21 protein-coding genes and 1 pseudogene are annotated in these 19729 nt (G+C 68.4%); 12 read left to right on the top strand and 10 right to left on the bottom strand.

Translation table 11 applies throughout. The features are described from left to right. Positions 1-51 precede the first annotated feature (51 nt). The gene (gene rpoZ / locus MKK60_RS05720; protein ID WP_147727742.1) at positions 52-462 is read right to left on the bottom strand and encodes a DNA-directed RNA polymerase subunit omega; all 411 of its coding nucleotides are present in this window, start codon (positions 460-462) and stop codon (positions 52-54) included. Between the two features lie 252 nt (positions 463-714). On the opposite strand from rpoZ, the gene fabD reads away from it, so the two are divergent. The 5 genes from fabD (at position 715) to MKK60_RS05695 (ending at position 6317) form a co-directional block, all read left to right on the top strand. After that, a complete protein-coding gene (gene fabD / locus MKK60_RS05715) occupies positions 715-1650 on the top strand; it encodes an ACP S-malonyltransferase (protein WP_313901113.1) in 936 nt (311 codons plus the stop codon). Positions 1651-1855: 205 nt separating this feature from the next. Beyond that, complete coding sequence (gene fabG, locus MKK60_RS05710; protein WP_243984254.1) at positions 1856-2593, top strand: 3-oxoacyl-[acyl-carrier-protein] reductase; 738 nt, start codon at positions 1856-1858, stop codon at positions 2591-2593. Between the two features lie 299 nt (positions 2594-2892). Next, positions 2893-3132, top strand: a complete 240-nt coding sequence (locus tag MKK60_RS05705; protein ID WP_066926221.1) for an acyl carrier protein — start codon at positions 2893-2895, stop codon at positions 3130-3132. A gap of 99 nt (positions 3133-3231) precedes the next feature. After that, entirely contained in the window at positions 3232-4491 is a 1260-nt protein-coding gene (fabF, locus tag MKK60_RS05700) for a beta-ketoacyl-ACP synthase II (protein ID WP_243984251.1), read from the top strand. 80 nt (positions 4492-4571) lie between these two features. Then, a complete protein-coding gene (locus MKK60_RS05695) occupies positions 4572-6317 on the top strand; it encodes an AIPR family protein (protein WP_243984249.1) in 1746 nt (581 codons plus the stop codon). 19 nt (positions 6318-6336) lie between these two features. On the opposite strand, the gene MKK60_RS05690 is transcribed toward MKK60_RS05695, so the two are convergent. The 8 genes from MKK60_RS05690 to MKK60_RS05655 form a co-directional block, all read right to left on the bottom strand. Beyond that, on the bottom strand, positions 6337-7053 hold the full coding sequence (locus tag MKK60_RS05690; protein WP_243984247.1) for a YidB family protein: 717 nt from the start codon (positions 7051-7053) through the stop codon (positions 6337-6339). Between the two features lie 86 nt (positions 7054-7139). Further along, positions 7140-7472 carry a hypothetical protein gene (locus MKK60_RS05685; protein ID WP_243984245.1) on the bottom strand — a complete coding sequence of 111 codons (333 nt, stop codon included), beginning with the start codon at positions 7470-7472 and terminating at the stop codon, positions 7140-7142. Positions 7473-7563: 91 nt separating this feature from the next. Next, positions 7564-7851, bottom strand: coding sequence for a hypothetical protein (locus MKK60_RS05680; protein WP_279603987.1), 288 nt, complete (start codon positions 7849-7851; stop codon positions 7564-7566). A gap of 24 nt (positions 7852-7875) precedes the next feature. Next, entirely contained in the window at positions 7876-9855 is a 1980-nt protein-coding gene (locus MKK60_RS05675; protein WP_243984239.1) for a BON domain-containing protein, read from the bottom strand. A gap of 203 nt (positions 9856-10058) precedes the next feature. Continuing rightward, positions 10059-11876, bottom strand: a complete 1818-nt coding sequence (locus tag MKK60_RS05670; protein ID WP_243984237.1) for an ATP-binding cassette domain-containing protein — start codon at positions 11874-11876, stop codon at positions 10059-10061. A 48-nt stretch (positions 11877-11924) separates the two neighbouring features. Next, complete coding sequence (locus MKK60_RS05665; RefSeq protein ID WP_147729106.1) at positions 11925-12137, bottom strand: hypothetical protein; 213 nt, start codon at positions 12135-12137, stop codon at positions 11925-11927. An 89-nt stretch (positions 12138-12226) separates the two neighbouring features. Further along, positions 12227-12541 carry a polyhydroxyalkanoic acid system family protein gene (locus tag MKK60_RS05660; protein ID WP_147729107.1) on the bottom strand — a complete coding sequence of 105 codons (315 nt, stop codon included), beginning with the start codon at positions 12539-12541 and terminating at the stop codon, positions 12227-12229. Positions 12542-12621: 80 nt separating this feature from the next. Continuing rightward, positions 12622-12978, bottom strand: coding sequence for a septal ring lytic transglycosylase RlpA family protein (locus tag MKK60_RS05655; RefSeq protein ID WP_243933022.1), 357 nt, complete (start codon positions 12976-12978; stop codon positions 12622-12624). Positions 12979-13652: 674 nt separating this feature from the next. Here MKK60_RS05655 and MKK60_RS05650 point away from each other — a divergent pair. Next, complete coding sequence (locus tag MKK60_RS05650) at positions 13653-14846, top strand: site-specific DNA-methyltransferase (protein ID WP_279603985.1); 1194 nt, start codon at positions 13653-13655, stop codon at positions 14844-14846. 112 nt (positions 14847-14958) lie between these two features. Here MKK60_RS05650 and mutY read toward each other — a convergent pair whose 3' ends face one another. Further along, positions 14959-16251 carry an A/G-specific adenine glycosylase gene (gene mutY, locus MKK60_RS05645; RefSeq protein ID WP_243984233.1) on the bottom strand — a complete coding sequence of 431 codons (1293 nt, stop codon included), beginning with the start codon at positions 16249-16251 and terminating at the stop codon, positions 14959-14961. 102 nt (positions 16252-16353) lie between these two features. Here mutY and MKK60_RS05640 point away from each other — a divergent pair, with 102 nt between their 5' ends. The 6 genes and pseudogenes from MKK60_RS05640 to MKK60_RS05615 form a co-directional block, all read left to right on the top strand. Further along, entirely contained in the window at positions 16354-16836 is a 483-nt protein-coding gene (locus MKK60_RS05640; protein ID WP_147727167.1) for a DUF721 domain-containing protein, read from the top strand. A 79-nt stretch (positions 16837-16915) separates the two neighbouring features. Then, positions 16916-17560 carry a DsbA family protein gene (locus tag MKK60_RS05635; RefSeq protein WP_243984230.1) on the top strand — a complete coding sequence of 215 codons (645 nt, stop codon included), beginning with the start codon at positions 16916-16918 and terminating at the stop codon, positions 17558-17560. Positions 17561-17749: 189 nt separating this feature from the next. Continuing rightward, positions 17750-18130 carry an AtpZ/AtpI family protein gene (locus MKK60_RS05630; RefSeq protein ID WP_243984227.1) on the top strand — a complete coding sequence of 127 codons (381 nt, stop codon included), beginning with the start codon at positions 17750-17752 and terminating at the stop codon, positions 18128-18130. An 80-nt stretch (positions 18131-18210) separates the two neighbouring features. After that, entirely contained in the window at positions 18211-18996 is a 786-nt protein-coding gene (locus MKK60_RS05625; protein ID WP_147727170.1) for a F0F1 ATP synthase subunit A, read from the top strand. Between the two features lie 58 nt (positions 18997-19054). After that, positions 19055-19282, top strand: coding sequence for a F0F1 ATP synthase subunit C (locus MKK60_RS05620; protein WP_007566773.1), 228 nt, complete (start codon positions 19055-19057; stop codon positions 19280-19282). A gap of 113 nt (positions 19283-19395) precedes the next feature. After that, a pseudogene (locus tag MKK60_RS05615) lies at positions 19396-19729 on the top strand (F0F1 ATP synthase subunit B'); the annotation flags it as partial.

Raw genomic sequence — 19729 nt, 5'->3', positions numbered from 1 at the left:
GCGTCTCCGCCGGGCCCGTGAAAGTCCGAAGTCCGGCGACGACGCCGAAGGCTACTCGCCCTCGTCGTCGGTCTCGACCGGCGGCGCCAGGTTCTCGAGGCCGCGGAGCAGGTCCTCCTCGCTCATGCGGTCGAACTGCGGCGCGGAATCGTCGCTCGCGGCGGTCGGCGAGACGGCGGCGGCGGTAGGCGAGCTCGACAGCAACGGCACGGCCTCGGCCTCCGGCTCGTCGACCTCGACGTACTTCTGCATCGAGTGGATCAGCTGTTCCTTGAGGTCGTCGGCGGTGATGGTCTCGTCGCCGATCTCGCGGAGCGCCACGACCGGGTTCTTGTCGCGGTCGCGGTCCACGGTGAGCGGCGCGCCGGCGGCGAGGAGACGCGCGCGGTGGCTCGCGAGCAGGACCAGCTCGAACCGGTTCTCGACCTTCTCGATGCAATCTTCGACGGTGACGCGAGCCATGCGCGGCGGCTCCTTCCAGCGGATACGGGGATGTCGGGCGGTGCCGGCTCATACACCGGTTGCGGTTTGGCAACAAGCACAGCGGTTTATTGCGTCGTGCATCCCCGCGAGACCGTGCCGCCGACGGCACGAATCGCCGAGCCGCGACGACCCGGGGCGCAGGCCCCGTTTGTGCGCTGCATTGTTGACACCCGCGGCGGGTGGTGCGACTGCGCCGCCCTTTCCGACAATGGGTTAGGCGACGGAGCGACCGTGCGGGCACTCATCTTTCCGGGCCAGGGCAGCCAAGCCGTCGGCATGGGCAAGGCGCTGGCCGAGGCCTTCCCGCAGGCGCGCGCCGTGTTCGCCGAGGTCGACGACGCTCTGGGCCAACCGCTCTCCCGCGTGATGTTCGAGGGCCCGCTCGACGCGCTGACGCTGACCGCCAACGCGCAGCCGGCGCTGATGGCCGCGAGCCTCGCGGTGCTGCGGGTGCTGGAGGCCGAGCGCGGGCTCGATCTCGCGCGCGACGTCGCCTTCGTCGCCGGGCATTCGCTCGGGGAATATTCCGCCCTCGCCGCCGCCGGCAGCCTCACGATCGCCGACACCGCGCGGCTGCTGCGCATCCGCGGCGAGGCGATGCAGGCGGCGGTCGCCCCCGGCGACGGCGCCATGGCGGCGCTGATCGGCGCCGAGGTCGAGACCGCCGCGGCGATCGCGGCGGAGGCGGCCGAGGGCGCGGTCTGCGACGTCGCCAACGACAACGGCGCCGGCCAGGTCGTTCTCTCGGGCGACCGGGCCGCGGTCGAGCGCGCCGTGGCGCTCGCGCAGGCGCGCGGGATCAAGCGCGCGGTGATGCTCAACGTCTCGGCGCCGTTCCACTGCCGCCTGATGCAGCCCGCCGCCGAGGCGATGCGGGCGGCGCTCGACGCGGTCATGCTCAACCCGCCGGCCGTGCCGCTCTACGCCAACGTGCTCGCGGCGCCGGTCTCGGATCCGGATGCGATTCGCCGAAACCTCGTGGCGCAGGTGACCGGAACCGTGCGCTGGCGCGAGAGCATCGCGGCCATGGCGGCGGCGGGCGTCGACGCGTTCTCCGAGATCGGCTCCGGCAAGGTTCTGTCGGGCCTCGTCAAGCGCATCGCGGCCGGTGCCGCGGCGGTGCCAGTCGGCACGCCGGACGACGTCGCCGCGTTCTCCGTGGCGTGATCGAGGCCCGCGGGCGCCTTCCTTCTCCCCTCTGCGGGAGAAGGTGGCCCGCGAAGCGGGTCGGATGCGGGGAGCGACGCCTCCGGATACGGCGCTCCCCTCCCCCGCCCCCCGCTGACGCAGGGGCCACCCTCCCCCGCAGAGGGGGCGGGAAACGCGCGGAGCCGATACCAAGACTTCGACACCCACAGATGAGGTGATCCCCATGTTCGATCTCACCGGCAAGAAAGCCCTCGTCACCGGTGCCACCGGCGGGCTCGGCGGCGCCATCGCGCGGGCGCTGCATGCGCAGGGGGCGGCGGTGGCGCTGTCGGGCACCCGCGCCGAGGCGCTGGAGGCGCTGGCGGGCGAGCTCGGCGAGCGCACGCACGTGCTGCCGACGAACCTGTCCGACACGGCCGCCGTCGAGGCGCTGGTGCCGGCGGCGGAGGCCGCGCTCGGCGGTCTCGACATCCTCGTCAACAACGCCGGCATCACCCGGGACAACATCTTCGTGCGGATGAAGGACGAGGAGTGGGACCAGGTCATCGCCGTCAACCTCACCGCCGCGTTCCGCCTGTCGCGGGCGGCGGTGCGGGGGATGATGCGGCGGCGGGCCGGGCGCATCGTCAACATCGGCTCGGTGGTCGGCACCACCGGCAACCCCGGCCAGGGCAACTACGCGGCGGCCAAGGCCGGGCTCGTCGGGCTGACCAAGGCGCTGGCGGCGGAGGTCGCCTCGCGCAACGTCACCGTGAACTGCGTCAGCCCCGGCTTCATCGCCTCGCCGATGACCGACGTGCTCAACGAGAAGCAGCGCGAGGGCATCCTCGGCCGGGTGCCGGCCGGGCGCCTCGGCGAGGGCGCGGAGGTGGCCGCCGCCGTGGTCTACCTCGCCTCGGCGGAAGCGGCCTACGTCACCGGCCAGACGCTGCACGTCAACGGCGGCATGGCGATGGTGTGACGCCGGGGCGCGCGGCCCGGCCATCCCGCGGAAAACGCGGCGGAATCGGCGCCCGGAGCACACCGATGAACGGTTCGTGAACCGGGCCTCGCCAGCGCCGAAACCCTGTGTTAACACCCCGGCTGCCGTGCAAGGGGTTGACGGTTCGGCGGGTTCCGAGTCCAAGGCCAACAGGATTTCAGGACCCAGCGCGTTCGGTCACCAGCCGCTCGAAACAGGACCGGCCCGAAGCAAGGGCCACGGCGGCAACGGCGCCATTCCTTTCACCCACGTAACGTGAAGACCGAGGACCAGCAACGATGAGCGATATCGCTGAGCGCGTGAAGAAGATCGTCGTCGAGCACCTGGGCGTCGAGCCCGAGAAGGTGGTCGAGGGCGCCAACTTCATCGACGACCTCGGTGCCGACAGCCTCGACACCGTCGAGCTCGTGATGGCGTTCGAGGAAGAGTTCAACGTCGAGATTCCGGACGACGCCGCCGAGACCATCCAGACGGTCGGCGATGCGGTGAAGTTCCTGGAGAAGAACTCGGCCGCCTGATCGGCCAAAACGTCCTTCGGGTCGACGCGGCGCGGGCGGGGTGGAAACACCCGACGCGCCGCTGTCGTTGTTCAAGCGGAACGGGTTCGGGATAGCGCGATGCGGCAGGTGGTGGTTACGGGTCTGGGGATGGTCACGCCGCTCGGCAGCGGAGTCGAGCACACCTGGAGCCGGCTGATCGCCGGCGACAGCGGCGCCGGGCCGATCACCACCTTCGAGACCTCCGACCTCGCCTGCCGCATCGCCTGCACGGTGCCGCTGGGCGACGGCAGCGACGGCACCTTCGATCCCGACGCGTGGATGGAGCCGAAGGAGCAGCGCAAGGTCGACCCGTTCATCGTCTTCGCGATGGCCGCCGCGGGCCAGGCGCTCGACGATGCCGGCTGGCACCCGACGAGCTACGAGGACCAGTGCGCCACCGGCGTGATGATCGGCTCCGGCATCGGCGGCATCGGCGGCATCTACGACGCCTCGGTGACCCTGAAGGACAAGGGCCCGCGGCGGATCTCGCCATTCTTCATCCCCGGCCGCATCATCAACATGGCCTCGGGCCAGGTCTCGATCGCGCACGGGCTGAAAGGTCCGAACAGCGCCGTCGTCACCGCCTGCTCCACCGGCACGCACGCGATCGGCGACGCGGCCCGCCTGATCATGCTGGGCGACGCCGACGTGATGGTCGCGGGCGGCGCCGAATCGCCGGTCGACCGCCTGTCGATCGCGGGCTTCGCCGCCTGCCGGGCGCTGTCCACCGGCTTCAACGACACGCCGACCAAGGCCTCGCGCCCCTACGACAAGGCCCGCGACGGCTTCGTGATGGGCGAAGGCGCCGGCGTGGTGGTGCTCGAGGAGTACGAGCACGCCAAGGCCCGCGGCGCCAAGATCTACGCCGAGGTGGTCGGCTACGGCATGTCGGGCGACGCCTACCACATCACCTCCCCCTCGCCGGACGGCGACGGCGCCTTCCGCTGCATGACGGCGGCCGTGAAGCGGGCCGGCATCGACCCGGGCGCGATCGACTACATCAACGCCCACGGCACCTCGACGCCGATGGGCGACGAGCTCGAGCTGCGCGCCGTCGAGCGCCTGCTCGGCGCCTCCGCCGAGGGCGTCGCGATGTCCTCGACCAAGTCGGCCGTCGGCCACCTCCTCGGCGCCGCCGGCGCGATCGAGGCGATCTTCTCGATCCTGACCATCCGCGACGGCGTCATCCCCCCGACCCTCAACCTCGACGACCCGAGCGTCGAGACCGCCCTCGACCTCGTGCCGCACGAGGCCAAGCGCCGGCGGGTGGACATCGCGCTGTCGAATTCGTTCGGGTTTGGCGGGACGAATGCGAGCTTGGTGATGCGTCGGGTTTAACCTAGCGTTGATTTTTAATCGAACCTAGGTATAATCAGTTTGACCGGACTTAAAAATGTCCGTCGAACTGGTAGGTTAAGATGGCAAAAAAAGCCGAAGTAAAGACCACTTCGATGGACAGAATTACTAAAAGTCTACTTGATAAATTTGTTGTAAATCAAAGCATTACAAATCTAACTATTGAAACGCAATTTGAGCATTTTGCGAATTATCTAATACTCAAACAATTTGACGAAGACGAAATCTCAGTAATGGATTTCCATACTGGAGAAAACGATCAGATGTCCATTGATGGAATGGGCGTTTTCGTGAACGGGTCGTTTGTTTCTTCTGCCGAAGAAATCATGTCTTACGCAAAAGACAATAAATTTTTAGACGATACATTTATCTTTGTCCAGTCTAAAACATCTCCGTCTTTCGACACTGGAGACATTTCTAAGTTCTTTCTTGGAGTGAATGACTTTTTCTCGACGGATCCGAAACTTCCTAGGGCAGAAAAAATCCAAGATTTCGAGTTAATGCGTGACGCTATTTACTCTGATCCATCTCTCTTCAAGCATGGAAATCCTCGAATAAAATGTTACTATGTTACAACCGGTATTTGGAATAACGAAGTTCATCCGCAGAATGCTGCAACGGCCCATCAAAAGCAACTACAAGACCTGCAAATTTTCAGGAGTGTTGAATTTATTCCAGTAGGCGGATCCGAGCTGCAAGATCTATATCGATCTGCCGAAGCTGCATTGACCGTAAAATTTAAGGTTTCGAAATCCATTATTATACCCACTGACGCGCAAGTGAGTGAAGCTCATCTAGCGCTTTTACCTTCGTCCGAATATTTGAAACTTATCACTGACGAAAGTGGTAATATCAGAAAGTCCGTCTTTTATGCAAATGTTAGAGACTATCAAGGAAGTAACGATGTAAATAAAGAAATCGACAGTACTTTGCAATCTGATCGAAAGATTGACTTTGCGATCAAAAACAATGGCGTGACAGTTGTCGCGAAAGAACTTGTAAGAGTTTCAGATACCTTCACTCTAAAAGATTTTCAGATTGTAAATGGTTGTCAGACGAGTCTTGTTTTGTATTCAAACAAAGAATTACTCGATGACACAGTCAATGTTCCGGTAAAGATTGTCGTCACCGAAAATGAAGAAATAATAAATTTTGTAATCCGATCATCAAATCGCCAAACAGAGGTAACTGAAGAAGACTTTATATCCTTGGATGAATTTCAGAAAAAGATAGAATCCTATTTTGAAACATTTGATGATGAGCAAAGAGTTTTCTATGAAAGGAGATCTAAACAATATGCAGGTCAATCGCTGCAGAAAGTCAAGGTTATCTCGCGCGGCGTATTAGTACGCGCTTTTGCTGCGACATTTCTAGATGAACCTCACAGGTCTAGCCGCTATTACGGCAGAATATTGAGCACAGTTGGAAAAAATATTTTTGCCAAAGGGCATAAATTATCACCCTACTATACATCAGCGTTCGCAGCATATAGGATGGAATTTCTATTTCGAAATACTCGCCTGGAGTCAAAGTATAAAAATTTTAGATGGTATCTTCCCATGGGATTGCGTTATTCAATAAGTGGCGATGAAATGCCGCAGCTTTCGAGTGGAAAAATCGATAGTTACTGTAATAAAGTGAACGCCGTTTTATGGGATGAGGAAAAGTCGAAGATAGAGTTTGATAAAGTCTGTGAATTTATCGAACTAGCGGTCAAAGATACAGGCAGAGATTTTTCTTCAGAGACTGCGAGACAACAGGATTTTCGAGACAATCTGATAAAACAGATTCGAAAGTCGAAAATATGAGCGCTATCGTACCTTAGGTTTACCACCCCCGCCGCTCACCTGCATCCGGCACACGCCCCTGCGGCGTGAGCCCGTGCACCACCTCCGGCAGCACCTGAGACAGCTGCGACAGCAGCGAGTCCCGGTCCATCCCGGTCTGGCACTGGAGCGCGCCGAGGGTGTCGGGGCCGAGCGCGCGGGCGAGGTCCTGGGGCTCGATGCTGCGGTTGCTGCCGTGGCCGATCCATGAGTCGATCACGTCGCCGAGGCCGCCCTGCCGGAAGCGGTCGACGAGGCTGTCGAGCCCGCCGATCTGGCCCGATGTTTCATGTGAAACATTTCCTGATTGAGGAACATTGGCTCGGTCGCCGGGGCCGTCGAGCATGCCGGAGAGGTCGCTGAAATCGCCGGGCGGCAGCGGAGCGTCGCGGCGGCCGCCGTCCTGGTCGAAGCCGCCGATGTCGCCGGGATCCTGGGCGGAATCGTCGGCGGAGTGGCCCGGATCGCGGCCGTAGGGGCCGGCGCCGCCGGAGCGTTCGGTGTCCGGGCCGGGTTCCGGCCGGCGCTGGCCGCCGCCAAACACGTCGCCGAGGGCGCCGCCCAACCCGCCGCTCGCGCCCTTGGCGAGCAGCAGCATCAGCAGCGCCTTCACGATCGGCGACATCGCGCCACCGGCCGCGCCGCCCGGGTTGCCGCTGCGTCCGCCGCCGAGCACCTGCCCGAGCACGCCGCCGATCACCGAATCGAGCAGACCCATGGTGGTTTCCTTCAATCAGGATGGACGGAGCGCACGAAAAAGCCCCGCCGATCAACGGCGGGGGCCGGGCCGAGGTTGCGTCGCGCCTAGCGGGCGGAGCGCGTGGCGTCGGGTAGGTGCGCTTTCGGGTTCACCCGCGCGGCGCCGACGGTGCCGGTGTCCATCACGTCGGTGCCGGGCGCGAGGGCGCGGGCCGAGGGGACGGTCCCGTTCAACCGCCCTTCGGCCTCCGGCAGGGTCGCGGCGGTGGGCTGGTCGATGCGGCTGGCCGCCGACTGCGCGCGCGCCGGCTCGACGAAGTCGCCGAGCATTGCGAGCGCACCGGAGCCGGCGAGGCCGGCGGCGAGGAGCGCGGTGGCGGCGAGGCCGGCGCGCGGGCGCAAGGTGAGGCGACGGCGGGCGGAGCGATCGAGTCTCATGGTTTGGGGTCCGTTGCGTGTCTCCGGTGAGCCCGAAGGCTCTGTCTGGAGGGGCAACGCCGGACCGGGGCGCCTCGGTTCCGCGCCGGCTTCAGGTTGTGGGGGGCTCGCTCGGTCGCACCCCCGCGAGGCGCCGGGCGAGCCCGCCGAGCGCGCAGCCGGCGAGGTAGGGCGCCAGCATCGCGACCGCGCTCTCGAGCCAGAACCCGGCGGTGCCGGGCACGATCCCCGCGAGGGCGATGCCGGCCAGCACCAGGGTCGCGATCCCGAGCGCAGCGGGAATCGCGGGGCCGGAAGGCAACCCGGCGAGCCGGCCGACGCCGAGCCCGAGCATCAGGGCGGCGAGCGATCCCGGCCACAGGCCGGCGAGGAGAAGCATCACGGGCGAACAGCCTCTTGACGGTCAGGGCAGCACGGCGAAGGCGATGCCCGGCCGGTCCGAGGGTTTGTCCGCGATGCTGAGCTGATCGACGCCGGCGCCGGCCTGGAGCAGGTACTCGACGACCACCCCGGCGCGCAGCCGCGCCAGGTCGGGCTCGGGCGCTTCGGTCGCCTCCCTGGGCTTCGCGTCCTTCGGCTTGGCATCCCTCGACTTGGCATCCTTGGCAGGCTTGGCATCCTTGGACGCCGGCGCGGCCTTCTTGTCCGATGCCTTGGCGTCAGGCTTCGTGGCATCGACCTTGGCCGGATCGGGCTTGGCCCCTGCCTGCGCCCCGGACGCGTCGGCGACCTTCGCCTCGGGCGGAGCGGGCGCGGGCTTGGCCGGATCGCCGTGGCCGGCGACCGAGATGCGCAGCGCGGGGCAGGTTTTGGCGAGATCGGCGAGACGATCGAGCACCGGATAGAAGATCGGCGCGAGCGCGCCCGAGCCGGGCGGGAAGCGCAGGCTGGTTCCGCCGACGAGCGCCGTCGCCTCGGCGCGGCAGGCCTCGGGATCGCGCGTCGGCACGGGGGTCTTCGGCACCACCGCGACGGTGGCGCTCCAGCCCGGCGGCATCGCGGCCGGCAGTGTCCGGGCGACCCGTCCCGCGGCCTCGCGATACAGGCTCTCGCCCGAGAGCGTCAGCGTGCGGTCGGCGACCGCGACCTCGCCGCTCGACAGGCTCGCCAGCACCGGCACCGCGGCGGACAGGGCGGCGGCGAGGTCCGGCGGCGCGCCGTCGGCGATGCGGGTGCGGTCGACGATGCGCTCGCGGAAGAAGCGCGGCTTCACCACCGCGAGCAGCCGGTCGCGCGCTTCCGTATCGGGGAGGTGGCCGGACAGGCTGACGCTGTCGGCCTCGCGCCGGATCGCGACGCGGTAGGGCGAGAGCGGCTTCACCGTGAGCGCCACCGCGCCGGCTCCGACCCCGGCGGGCCTGGCGTCGCGCATCGCCGTCTCGATCTCCCCGACGGCCTGGCTGTCGACGGCGTCGCCCGCGACCGACACCCGGGCGCCGTCGAAGCGGGCGCCGCCGCTCTGCATCAGCCCGACGAGGCGGACCAGGAACCGGGCGAGCGCGTCCGGCTCGATGTCCTTGGCGAGGCCGCGGGCGGTGCGCATCCGGTCCTCGACCGCGACGCCATCGGCGATCTCCGCGGCCAGCCGCCCGATCTCGGCCCGCGCCGCCTCCGAGACCACCGAGCCGGTGAGCACCACCCCGCCGCCGGGGTTTCGCGACACGGCCATGGTGAAGTCGTCGATCCGCGCCGGCAGGACGTCGACCCGGCCGAGCGTGTAGCCCGGCGGCGGCTCGGCGAGCGCGGCGCGCAGCGCGTCGTAGGCGGCGACGTCCACCGCCTCGCCCGAAACGGCGATCGCCATGTCCGTCACCGTGGCGATGGCGCCCGGCGCGAGGTTGCGCAGGCGCGCGACCGCGTAGGCCGCCGCCGCGGGGAAGTCGGGCGGCGCGCCGCGGGCGGCATGGGCCGCGTCGTCGATCGCCGTCTCGTCGGGGATCTCGGCGGCCAGGCGCGTCCGCAGGGCGGCGCGGCCGATCTCCGCCGGGCGGCTGCCGGAGAACGCGATGCGGTCGGGGGCGGTCCGGGTGGCGCTCCAGGCGAAGGGCGCGGCGGTCTCGATCAGCCCGATCTCGGGCACGATCCGGCGCGGCTCGGCCAGCGCCTCCAGCCGGGCGAGCGCCGCCGCGCGCGCGGCCGGCCCCGGCGCCTCGCCCTCGGCGACGATGTCGCGCCCGCGGACCGTGACGCGGAGCCAGGGCTCGGGCGATCCGGCCTCGGTCGCCTGCGCCACCGCCTCGCCGGCCTCGGCGATCCGCGCGCCGATCCCGGGCCCGGCGTACAGCGTGGTGCCGACCCAGATCAGCCCGACCACGGGCAAGCCGAGCAGCCAGCCCTTGGATCGCAGGCCGTCAAGCGATGCGGGCGGATGGCGAGACGGCACGGGCTACGATCCGATGATGGCGGGCGATCCTCGTCTCACAGAGCGCATGATCGGGCACGGGTCCCCTCCCCCGCGCGGGAGAGAGTGCTGCGCCGTGCTTCGAACACGCCGTCCGGTGCCGCCACCCGGAGATGTGTGAGTCCTGGAACTTCTGCACCGGAAACCTGAACCGCCATCGCGGCATCATGAAGGCCGGCGGACGCTCACCCTTCGCGCAGCATCTCCAGCTCGAGCCAGCGCTCCTCGGCGCCGGACAGCTCGACCTCGGCCTGGGCGAGCATCGCCGACGCCTTGTCGAAGCGGGCCGCGTCGCGGGCGTACAGGCCGGGATCGGCCAGCACCGTGCGCAGCTGCGCGATTGCGCCCTGCAGCTTCTCCATCCGCGCGGGCAGCGTCTTCAGCTCGTGCTGGTCCTTGAAGTTCAGCTTCGCCTTCGACGCGGGCGCCGCCTCGGCCCTTTCGCGGAGGTCCGCCTTTGCGCCGCTCTTGGCTTCGGCTTTTCCCTTGGCGCCGGCGCGCGCCTGCACGCCGATCCCGCGCTGGTTGACCATGTCGGAGTAGCCGCCGGCATACTCGACCCAGCGCCCGTCGCCTTCCGAGACCAGCACGCTGCCGACGACGCGGTCGAGGAAGTCGCGGTCGTGGCTCACCAGGATCAGGGTGCCGGAATAGTCGCCAAGCATCTCCTGCAGCAGGTCGAGGGTCTCCAGATCGAGGTCGTTGGTCGGCTCGTCGAGGACCAGAAGGTTGGCCGGCTGCGCCAGCGCGCGGGCGATCAGCAGCCGGTTGCGCTCGCCGCCCGAGAGCACCGACACCGGGGTGCGCGCCTGCTCGGGGGTGAACAGGAAATCCTTCAGGTAGCCGACCACGTGGCGGCTGACGCCGTTGACGACGACGGAATCGCCGCTGCCGCCGGTCAGCACCTCGGTCACGGTCATGCTCGGCTCCAGCACCGCGCGGGCCTGGTCGAGCAGCATCATCTTCAGGTTGGTGCCCTGGCGGACGCTGCCGTCGTCGGGCTGCAGCTTGCCGGTGAGCAGGTTGATCAGCGTGGTCTTGCCGGCGCCGTTGGCGCCGACGATGCCGAGGCGGTCGCCGCGCATCACCCGCAGGGACAGGTCGGCGACGATCCGGCGCTCGCCGAAGCTCTTGCTCGCGTTCTTGGCCTCCATCACCAGCGTGCCCGAGGCCTCGGCCTCGCCGGCCTGCATCGTCACGGTGCCGACCGGGCGGCGGTCGTCGCGGCGCTCCTTGCGCAGCGCGTGCAGGTTGCCGAGGCGGCGCACGTTGCGCTTGCGCCGGGCGGTGACGCCGTAGCGGAGCCAGTGCTCCTCGTCGTTGATCTTGCGCTCGAGCTTGTGCCGGTCGCGCTCCTCCTCCTCGAAGAACGCGTCGCGCCAGGCCTCGAAGCCGGAAAACCCCTGCTCGATCCGGCGGGTGACCCCGCGGTCGAGCCAGATCGTGGCGCGGGACAGGGCGGAGAGGAAGCGCCGGTCGTGGCTGATCAGCACCATCGCGGCGCGGGTGCCCTTCAGCTCGGCCTCGAGCCACTCGATCGCCGGCAGGTCGAGGTGGTTGGTCGGCTCGTCCAGCAGCAGCACGTCGGGCTCGGGCGCCAGCGCCTGGGCGAGCGCGACGCGGCGGCCCTCGCCGCCCGAGAGCCGCGTCGGGTCCTCGCTGCCGTCGAGGCCGAGGCTCTCGAGCAGGTAGCGGGCGCGGTGATGGGCGTCGCCGTCGCCGAGGCCCGCCTCGACGAAGTCAAGGGTGGTGGCGAAGCCGGAGAAATCCGGCTCCTGGGCGAGATAGCGGATCGTTGTGCCGGGCTGGACGAAGCGGACGCCGCGATCCGGCTCGACGTGCCCGGCGGCGATCTTCATCAGCGTCGACTTGCCCGAGCCGTTGCGCCCGACGAGGCAGGTGCGCTCGCCGGGCGAGACGGAGAACCCCGCTCCCTCGATCAGCGGCGTGCCGCCGAAGGTGAGCGCGATGTCTTGAAGGGTCAGGAGCGGTGGGGCGGCCATGGCCGGGCTTATGGCAGCGCGGCCGCTTCACCACAAATGCCGATGCGCTCAGGCGACCGGGTCGGCGGGGCCGGTCGGCGTCGGCATGCCGGGCGTGGTCACGGGGACCTCGGCCGGGGTGATGCCGGGCGCCTCGCTCGGGGTTTCGCCGGGGATCTCCGGGCCGGGCGCAGGGCTCGGCACGGTCGGCGGGTCGTAGGGCGTGTCGGGGGCCGGCGTCGGGTTCGTCGGCACCTCGGGGATCGCGCCGGGATCGGCCATGGGAAACGCTCCTCGCTGGGGTCGCGGCGCGTCTTGGCGCGCGCCGCGTGACGAGCGTGAACGGCGCGGTCGCGCCGGGTGTTCCGGCGCTACTTCTTGGTCAGCAGCAGATTGCCTTCCTTGCCGACCATCTTCTTCACCTTGTCGGCGAACAGCGCGAGCAGCAGCGGCAGGTGGCACTCGACGCGCACGCTCTCCTGGCCGACGTCGATCTGGCCGTTCATGTTCTGCTTCATCGCCGAGATCGCGAAGTCGAGCCGGTCGCCGGTCCAGGCGAGGTTCTCGATGGTGACGCCGCTCTTGGCGAGCAAGGCGCGCCCCTGCTCGACGCCGGTCTCGATGCGGCGGCGCGCCTCGTCGCGGCCGAGGTCGTGCGGGATGTCGACGATGAGGGGTTTTGCCATGGCTTTTCGCGCTGCGTCTCCGGTTCAAGCCCGGAGATGGGGCCGGCCGGGGTGCAGGGCAACGTCGGCCGGCCTGCCCATCAGTTCACGACGTGCAGCGAGACGTAGGTGGTGCCGCCCATGCCGAGCGCCCGGGCCGAGCCGCGGGACAGATCGATGATGCGGCCATGGACGAACGGGCCGCGATCGTTGATCCGCACCACGACCGACCGGCCGGTGCGCCGGTTCTCGACGCGGACGCGGGTGCCGAAGGGCAGGCTGCGGTGGGCGGCGGTCATCCCGTTCGGGTTGAAGCGCTCGCCGCTCGCGGTGCGATGGCCGCTGCCGTACCAGGATGCGCCTCCGCTCTGGGCGGCGGCCGGCAAGGAGGCGGCGACGAGCGACAGGGCGGTTCCGAGGGTGACGGCGGCGTTTCTGGCGACGGGTCGGAAATGCATGCTTCGGTCCTTGGCTGTTGACGAGGGCGGCGCCAATCGAGACCGAACGGGGCTGAAATGAGACCCCCACATTTTGGGCAGCCGGATCACATTCCGGCCGAATTTCGAAGATGTCGTCCGCATTCGTCGCTACAAGCAACGCGCAAGCATTGAAGACTTGTCTTTTTCTCGGTGCGAATGCCCGATTACGCTGCGGTATAGTCTTCATGCCCCCGCACAGGGACGCAGGAAGAACCGCCGTCGAGGTCCGAGACGTGCACTCAGCGAAACCCTGCTGCCCGCCCCGCGACTGAGCTTGGCCTTAGCGTAGGGCTGGGCCGGGCTCGTGGGCGCGGCGCCGCAGGCGCCTGCCTGCACCGCCGGGTCGTTCCGGTTCCCGACCGTGTCGTCGCACGACCCGGTCGCCGCGTGGCGCTTGGAGCGATCCATCCGGACATGCGAGCGCGAAACGCGACAATCGCCGCATCGGGTGCGGTCGATGCGGTCCCGGCAAGGCAAATCGCCGTGACGGGAATGGTTAAGGCGACGTGAACGCGACAGGCCGCGACGATCCAGAAAAAGATCGAAAGCAACGCCAGCCCCAAACCGGGACATGAAGTTCCGCAAATCGGAAACGCGACCTTTACCTTAACGGGGCCATGGTCTGCCGGTCAGTCGCGTAACCGGTGTTTGCCATGGCTTCCCCGCGTACCGTGGTTGCCGACGCCGCCGCCCGGAAACATGTCTCGCGTACCGGGCGCGCTTCGTCGGCACCACGGATGGGTCTCGTACCCGCCGTCCAGCGCCTTCCCCTCGACGAGATCCTCGTCGGCGACTGCATCGCGGCGATGAACCGCCTGCCGGCGTCGTCGGTCGACTGCGTCTTCGCCGACCCGCCCTACAATCTCCAGCTCGGCGACGCCTCGCTGATGCGGCCGGACCAGAGCCGGGTCGACGCCGTCGACGACGACTGGGACAAGTTCGCGAGCTTCGCCAGCTACGACAGCTTCACCCGCGACTGGCTCACCGCCTGCCGCCGGGTGATGAAGCCGAACGCCACGCTGTGGGTGATCGGGTCGTACCACAACATCTTCCGCGTCGGCAGCGTGCTGCAGGATCTTGGTTTCTGGATCCTCAACGACATCGTCTGGCGCAAGGCCAACCCGATGCCGAACTTCCGCGGCAAGCGCTTCACCAACGCGCACGAGACCCTGATCTGGGCCTCCCGCTCGGCCGAATCGAAGGGCTACACCTTCCATTACGACGCGCTGAAGGGCGGCAACGAAGACCTTCAGATGCGCTCGGACTGGTTCATCCCGCTCTGCACCGGCGACGAGCGCCTGAAGGGCGCCGACGGCAGCAAGGTGCACCCGACCCAGAAGCCGGAGGCGCTGCTCGCCCGCACGCTGCTCTCGGCGACCAATCCCGGCGACGTGGTGCTCGACCCATTCTTCGGCACCGGCACCACCGGCGCGGTGGCCAAGCTGCTCGGGCGTCGCTTCATCGGCTGCGAGCGCGAGGCGGTCTACGCCGACGCCGCGCGCCGGCGCATCGACGCGGTGGTGCCGCTGTCGCGGGCCGCGCTCCTCGTCGCGCCGACCAAGCGCGCCGAGCCGCGGGTGCCGTTCCTCGGCGTGGTCGAGGCCGGCCATCTCAAGGCCGGCGACGTGCTCACCGACGAGCGCCGCTGCTTCAAGGCGACGGTGCGGCCGGACGGCCAGCTCGACGTCGGCGTCGCCATCGGCTCGATCCACAAGGTCGGCGCCCTGGTCCAGGGCCTGCCCGCCTGCAACGGCTGGACGTTCTGGCACGCCGAGCGCGCCGGCAAGCTGGTGGTGATCGACACCTATCGCGCGAAGCTCCGCGCGGTGATGGGGGCGGCGGGCTAGAACCCCGCCCCCTCCCCCCCGACGGATCGCGGGCTTTCCCGAGATCCGCATCTCGTGTGCCCAAGTCGGGCAGGCCCGACTTGGGTGCGGCGGAGGGAATGCGTGCGCGCCGTCAGCGTTTCCGCGTCGCCTTCCGCGCCGGCTTGCGGGGGGGCGGCACGACCTCCGCCTCCCCTTCGAACATCTCGTCCGTCGGCGCCGGCGGCTCGACGATGCGCGGCGTCGGCTTCGGCACCGGGCGGAAGCGCGGCGGGTCCGCGACCATCTCGGGCGCTTCCCAGACCGCCAGCATCGGCATCGGCGGCGGATCGCGCTTCGGCCGGCCGCGGGGCTTCGCCTCGGATTCCGGCTTCGGATCGAAGGCTTGGGCCAGCACCTTCCTCATCACGCCGGGCAGCGGCTCCGCGTCGAGGTCGCGCCGCGGCGTGAAGCGCATCCCGGCCGGCGCCTGCGTCGACAGCGCGACGCGGGCGAGAAACACGGTCAGCTCCAGCGGGAAATGCGTGAAGCCGTGCCGCACCAGGCCCGGCAGCCGTTTCCAGCGCGCGTCGAGGGGCGCGTCGAGGAGCGCGCCTGCGGGGTCGTAGTCCGGTGCCCATGCGCTCATCGGCGGCTCGGCCATGCTGCCGAGCAGGCCTTCCGGCGGCCGGGTGCGCAGCAGGACGGCCTCGTCGCCGGAGCGGAGGACGACGAAGGCCGCGCCGCGCCGCAGGGAGCCCTTCACGGCCTTAAGCTTGCGCGGGTAGGTCTCCGGGTTGCCGGCCGCGCGGGCGCGGCAGGGCGCCATCCACGGGCAGAGCGCGCAGGCCGGGCGCTTCGGCGTGCAGATGGTGGCGCCAAGATCCATCACGGCCTGCGCGAAATCGCCGGGCCGGTCGAGCGGCACCAGCGCTTGCGTCACGCGCCGGATCTCGGGCCGGGCGCCGGGCAGCGGCGCCTCGATCGCGTAGAGCCGCGTCATCACCCGCTCGACGTTGCCGTCGACCGCCGCTTCCGGGCGGTCGAAGGCGATCGCCGCGACCGCGCCGGCCGTGTAGGCGCCGATGCCGGGGAGCTTGCGCAGCCCGTCGAGGGTATCGGGGAAGCGCCCGGCCGCGGCCACCGCCTTGGCGCAGGCGTGGAGGTTGCGCGCCCGGGAATAGTAGCCGAGCCCGGCCCAGGCCGACATCACCGCCTCCTCCGGCGCCGCGGCCAGGGCGTCGACGTCGGGGAAGCGGGCGAGGAAGGTCGCGAAGTAGGGCTTCACCGCCGCGATCGTGGTCTGCTGCAGCATCACCTCGGAGAGCCAGACCCGGTAGGGATCGGGCCGCTCGCCGGGCAGCGCCCGCCACGGCAGCACGCGGCGGTGCCGGTCGTACCAGACCAGCAGGTCGGCGGCCTTCGGAAAGGGTTCGGACGCGGGCATCGCCGGCAGGCATAGCGGCCCGGGCTCTCCACCGAAAGCGCTCCCTTTGCCGCCGGCCTTGCGCTATCCTCGCGCCCGCAACCGGCGGGATGTCCCAAGAACATGGCGCGCGTCAAACCGCTGGCGGAACTGATCGAGGGCTGCATCGGCCCGGCCTTCGCGGCGCAGGGCTTCGCCTCGACCGACATCCTCGCCGCCTGGCCCGACATCGTCGGGGAGCGGCTGGCACGATTCTGCCGGCCCTCGAAGCTCGAATGGCCCAAGCGCAAGCGCCGGACGGACGACGCGCCCGATTCGGGGACGCTGGTGGTGCGGGTCGAGGGCGTGTTCGCGATCGAGCTGCAGCACCTCGCGCCGGTGGTGATCCAGCGCATCAACGCCCATTACGGCTGGGCCTGCGTCGGCCGGATCGTGCTGCAGCAGGACCGGGTCGGCCGCAGCGCCCGGCGCCCGCCGGAGGCGACCGTCGACCCGGCCCGGCGCGGCGAGATCGCGCAGGCGGTCTCGACGATCGAGCACGACGGCCTGCGCGACGCCCTCGACCGGCTCGGGCTCGCCGTCGTCGCGACGTCGGCGAAGCGCTAGGCGCCTTGCCACGATGCGCCCGCGCCGTTACCGCACTCTCAACAAGACGACAGGACGGAACGCGGAGGCAGCCACGGCCATGATCACCCGGCGCGACGCTTTGAAAGCCACGGGCCTCGCCATCGGCGCCGCCCTCACCCTCCCCAAGCTGTCGATGGCGGCGCTCGCCGAGAGCGTGCCGGTCGACGGCCTGATGCAGCCGGGCCCGCTCGGCGACGTCTGGCTCGGGCCGAAGGACGCGAAGGTGACGATCATCGAGTACGCCTCGATGACCTGCTCGCACTGCGCCGCCTTCCACAAGATGACCTATCCGACGCTCAAGGAGCGCTACATCGACACCGGCAAGGTCCGGTTCACGCTGCGCGAGTTTCCGCTCGATCCGCTCGCCACCGCCGCCTTCATGCTGGCGCGCTGCGACGGCGAGGCGAAGTACTACCCGATCACCGACCTGCTGTTCGACCAGCAGCCGGCCTGGGCCTTCACCCCGAAGCCGGTCGACGCCCTGGAGCAGATGCTCAAGCAGGCCGGGTTCTCGAAGGAGAAGTTCGAGGCCTGCCTCAAGGACCAGAAGCTCTACGCGGCGGTCAACGGCGTGAAGCAGCGCGGCCTTGAGACGTTCAAGGTCGATTCGACGCCGACCTTCTTCATCAACGGCGAGCGCTACACCGGCGAGATGACGGTCGACGGAATCGAGAAGATCATCAAGCCGATCCTCGGTGCGTGAGGGTTCCGGGCGGGTCTCGCGCGACGCTGCGCACGCGCACGGCCCCGAGCGTAATTTTCTCAACGCCTGGAATGCCTTAAGCTCGACCTTTCGAGCCTTGACACCCCGGGGCGCCGAAACTAAGGTGCGCCGCGCTCGAAGGAGGCAATCCGCCCGGTTCCGTTCCTCTCGCCGATGTGAGTTCTCGCTGTGAGCGGCAACGACGCAAGGGACGAGGGAGAGACCGGACGGCCCACGCCGCCCGACAGCGAACTCTCAGCGAGGCTCCGACGCCTCGAGACGCAGATCGAACGGAAGCGGCCCCCGGCCCCTCCCGCTCATTCGTCGCGTTCGGGTTCGTCCGAAAGTCCGTCCTCCCTCGGGCAGGCCATGACGCTCTCCACGGAGTTCGTCGCCGGCGTGATCGCGGGAGGGGTGCTCGGCTGGATCTTCGATCGGATGCTCGGGACGAAACCCTGGGGTCTGATCGTACTTCTGATGCTGGGCTTCGTCGCTGGCGTCTTCAACGTGATGCGGGCATCCGGCTTCGCCGGCGCCCGTTCCGGACGGGACACCCCGCGGGATCCGTGAGGGCGACCGGTGTTTTGTAACCATCGATCCGGTTCGGCCATGCGGGCCGCCGGCAACGAGACGTGAGGGCGGAAGACGGCATGGCGGCCAGCATCGACCCGGGGCACTCCGTCGCCTTGCGACCGGATCCGATCCATCAGTTCGAGCTCAAGTCGATCCTGCCCTTCGGGCATCTCGGCCATCAGGAACTCGCGTTCACCCAGTCGGCGCTCTACATGTTCGCCGCCGTCGGCGTCATCGCGCTCCTGACGATCGTCGCCACCTCCAGCCGCTCGGTCGTGCCGGGCCGGATGCAGTCGCTGGCCGAGATCTTCTACGAGTTCATCGCCGACACCCTGCACCAGGCCACCGGCGACGGCGGCAAGCGCTTCATGCCGCTGGTGTTCTCGCTCTTCATGTTCGTGCTGATCCTGAATCTGTTCGGCATGATCCCCTACGCCTTCGCGGTGACCAGCCACCTCGTCATCACCTTCGGCCTCGCCGCCCTGGTGATCTCGGTCGTGGTGATCTACGGCGTGATGAAGCACGGCGCGCACTTCTTCGGCCTGTTCGTGCCGCAGGGCGTGCCCAAGCCGCTGCTGGCCCTCCTCGTGCCGATCGAGGTGATCTCGTTCATCTCGCGGCCGATCAGCCTGTCGGTGCGTCTGTTCGCGAACGTGCTCGCCGGTCACATCGCGATGAAGATCTTCGCGTTCTTCGTCGTCGGGCTGCTTTCCGCAGGCGCATGGAGCGTGCTATCGCCCCTCCCGCTGTTCCTGACGATCGCGCTGACGGCTCTCGAATTCCTCGTTGCGGCGCTTCAGGCCTACGTCTTCGCGACGCTGACGGCGATCTACCTCAACGACGCGCTTCACCCCGGCCACTGAACAGGCCGGCTCCACCCGCGGCAAACGACGCACTCTCAAGACACTTCAGGAGTTTTCTATGGATCCCGTCGCTGCGAAGTACATCGGCGCCGGCCTCGCCTGCCTCGGCATGGCCGGCGCGGGCATCGGCCTCGGCAACCTGTTCGGCCAGTTCCTGGCAGGCGCCCTTCGCAACCCCTCGGCCGCCGACGGCCAGCGCGCCACGCTGCTCCTCGGCTTCGCGCTGACGGAAGCGCTCGGCATCTTCTCGCTGCTGATCGCCCTGCTCCTGCTGTTCGCCGTCTGATCGACGCCGACACCGCCGCCGCGCCGTTCGAGGTCGCGGCGGCCGATCACCAGTGAGCGCTCCGCCCCTCGCGCGAGCGCTCCATCGTCTTTCAAGGTCATACGGACGGGGCCATGGCGCAGCCGAATTCCCTCACCACACCGCCCGCCGGTTCCGACGTCCACATGGTCCCGGCCGGTGCCGCGGAGCCGGCGCACGCCGCCGCGTTCCCCCCCTTCGAGACCCACACCTTCCTGGCGCAGCTGATCTGGCTCGCCCTCGCCTTCGGCCTGCTCTACTGGCTGATGGCCAACATCGCGCTCCCGCGCATCCAGGGCATTCTCCACGACCGCTCCGCGCGCCTCGCCGCCGACCTCGACCAGGCGCAGGCGATGAAGACGGAAGCCGACGCCGCCGGCGAGGCCTACGCCAAGTCGCTGCGCGACGCGCAGGGCAAGGCCCGCGAGA

The sequence above is a fragment of the Methylobacterium sp. J-092 genome (assembly GCF_022829325.1).
In the GTDB taxonomy this organism is placed as follows: Bacteria; Pseudomonadota; Alphaproteobacteria; order Rhizobiales; family Beijerinckiaceae; genus Methylobacterium.
Note: the sequence above shows the minus strand (reverse complement) of the source record. Positions and strands in the feature narration are given on the sequence as shown.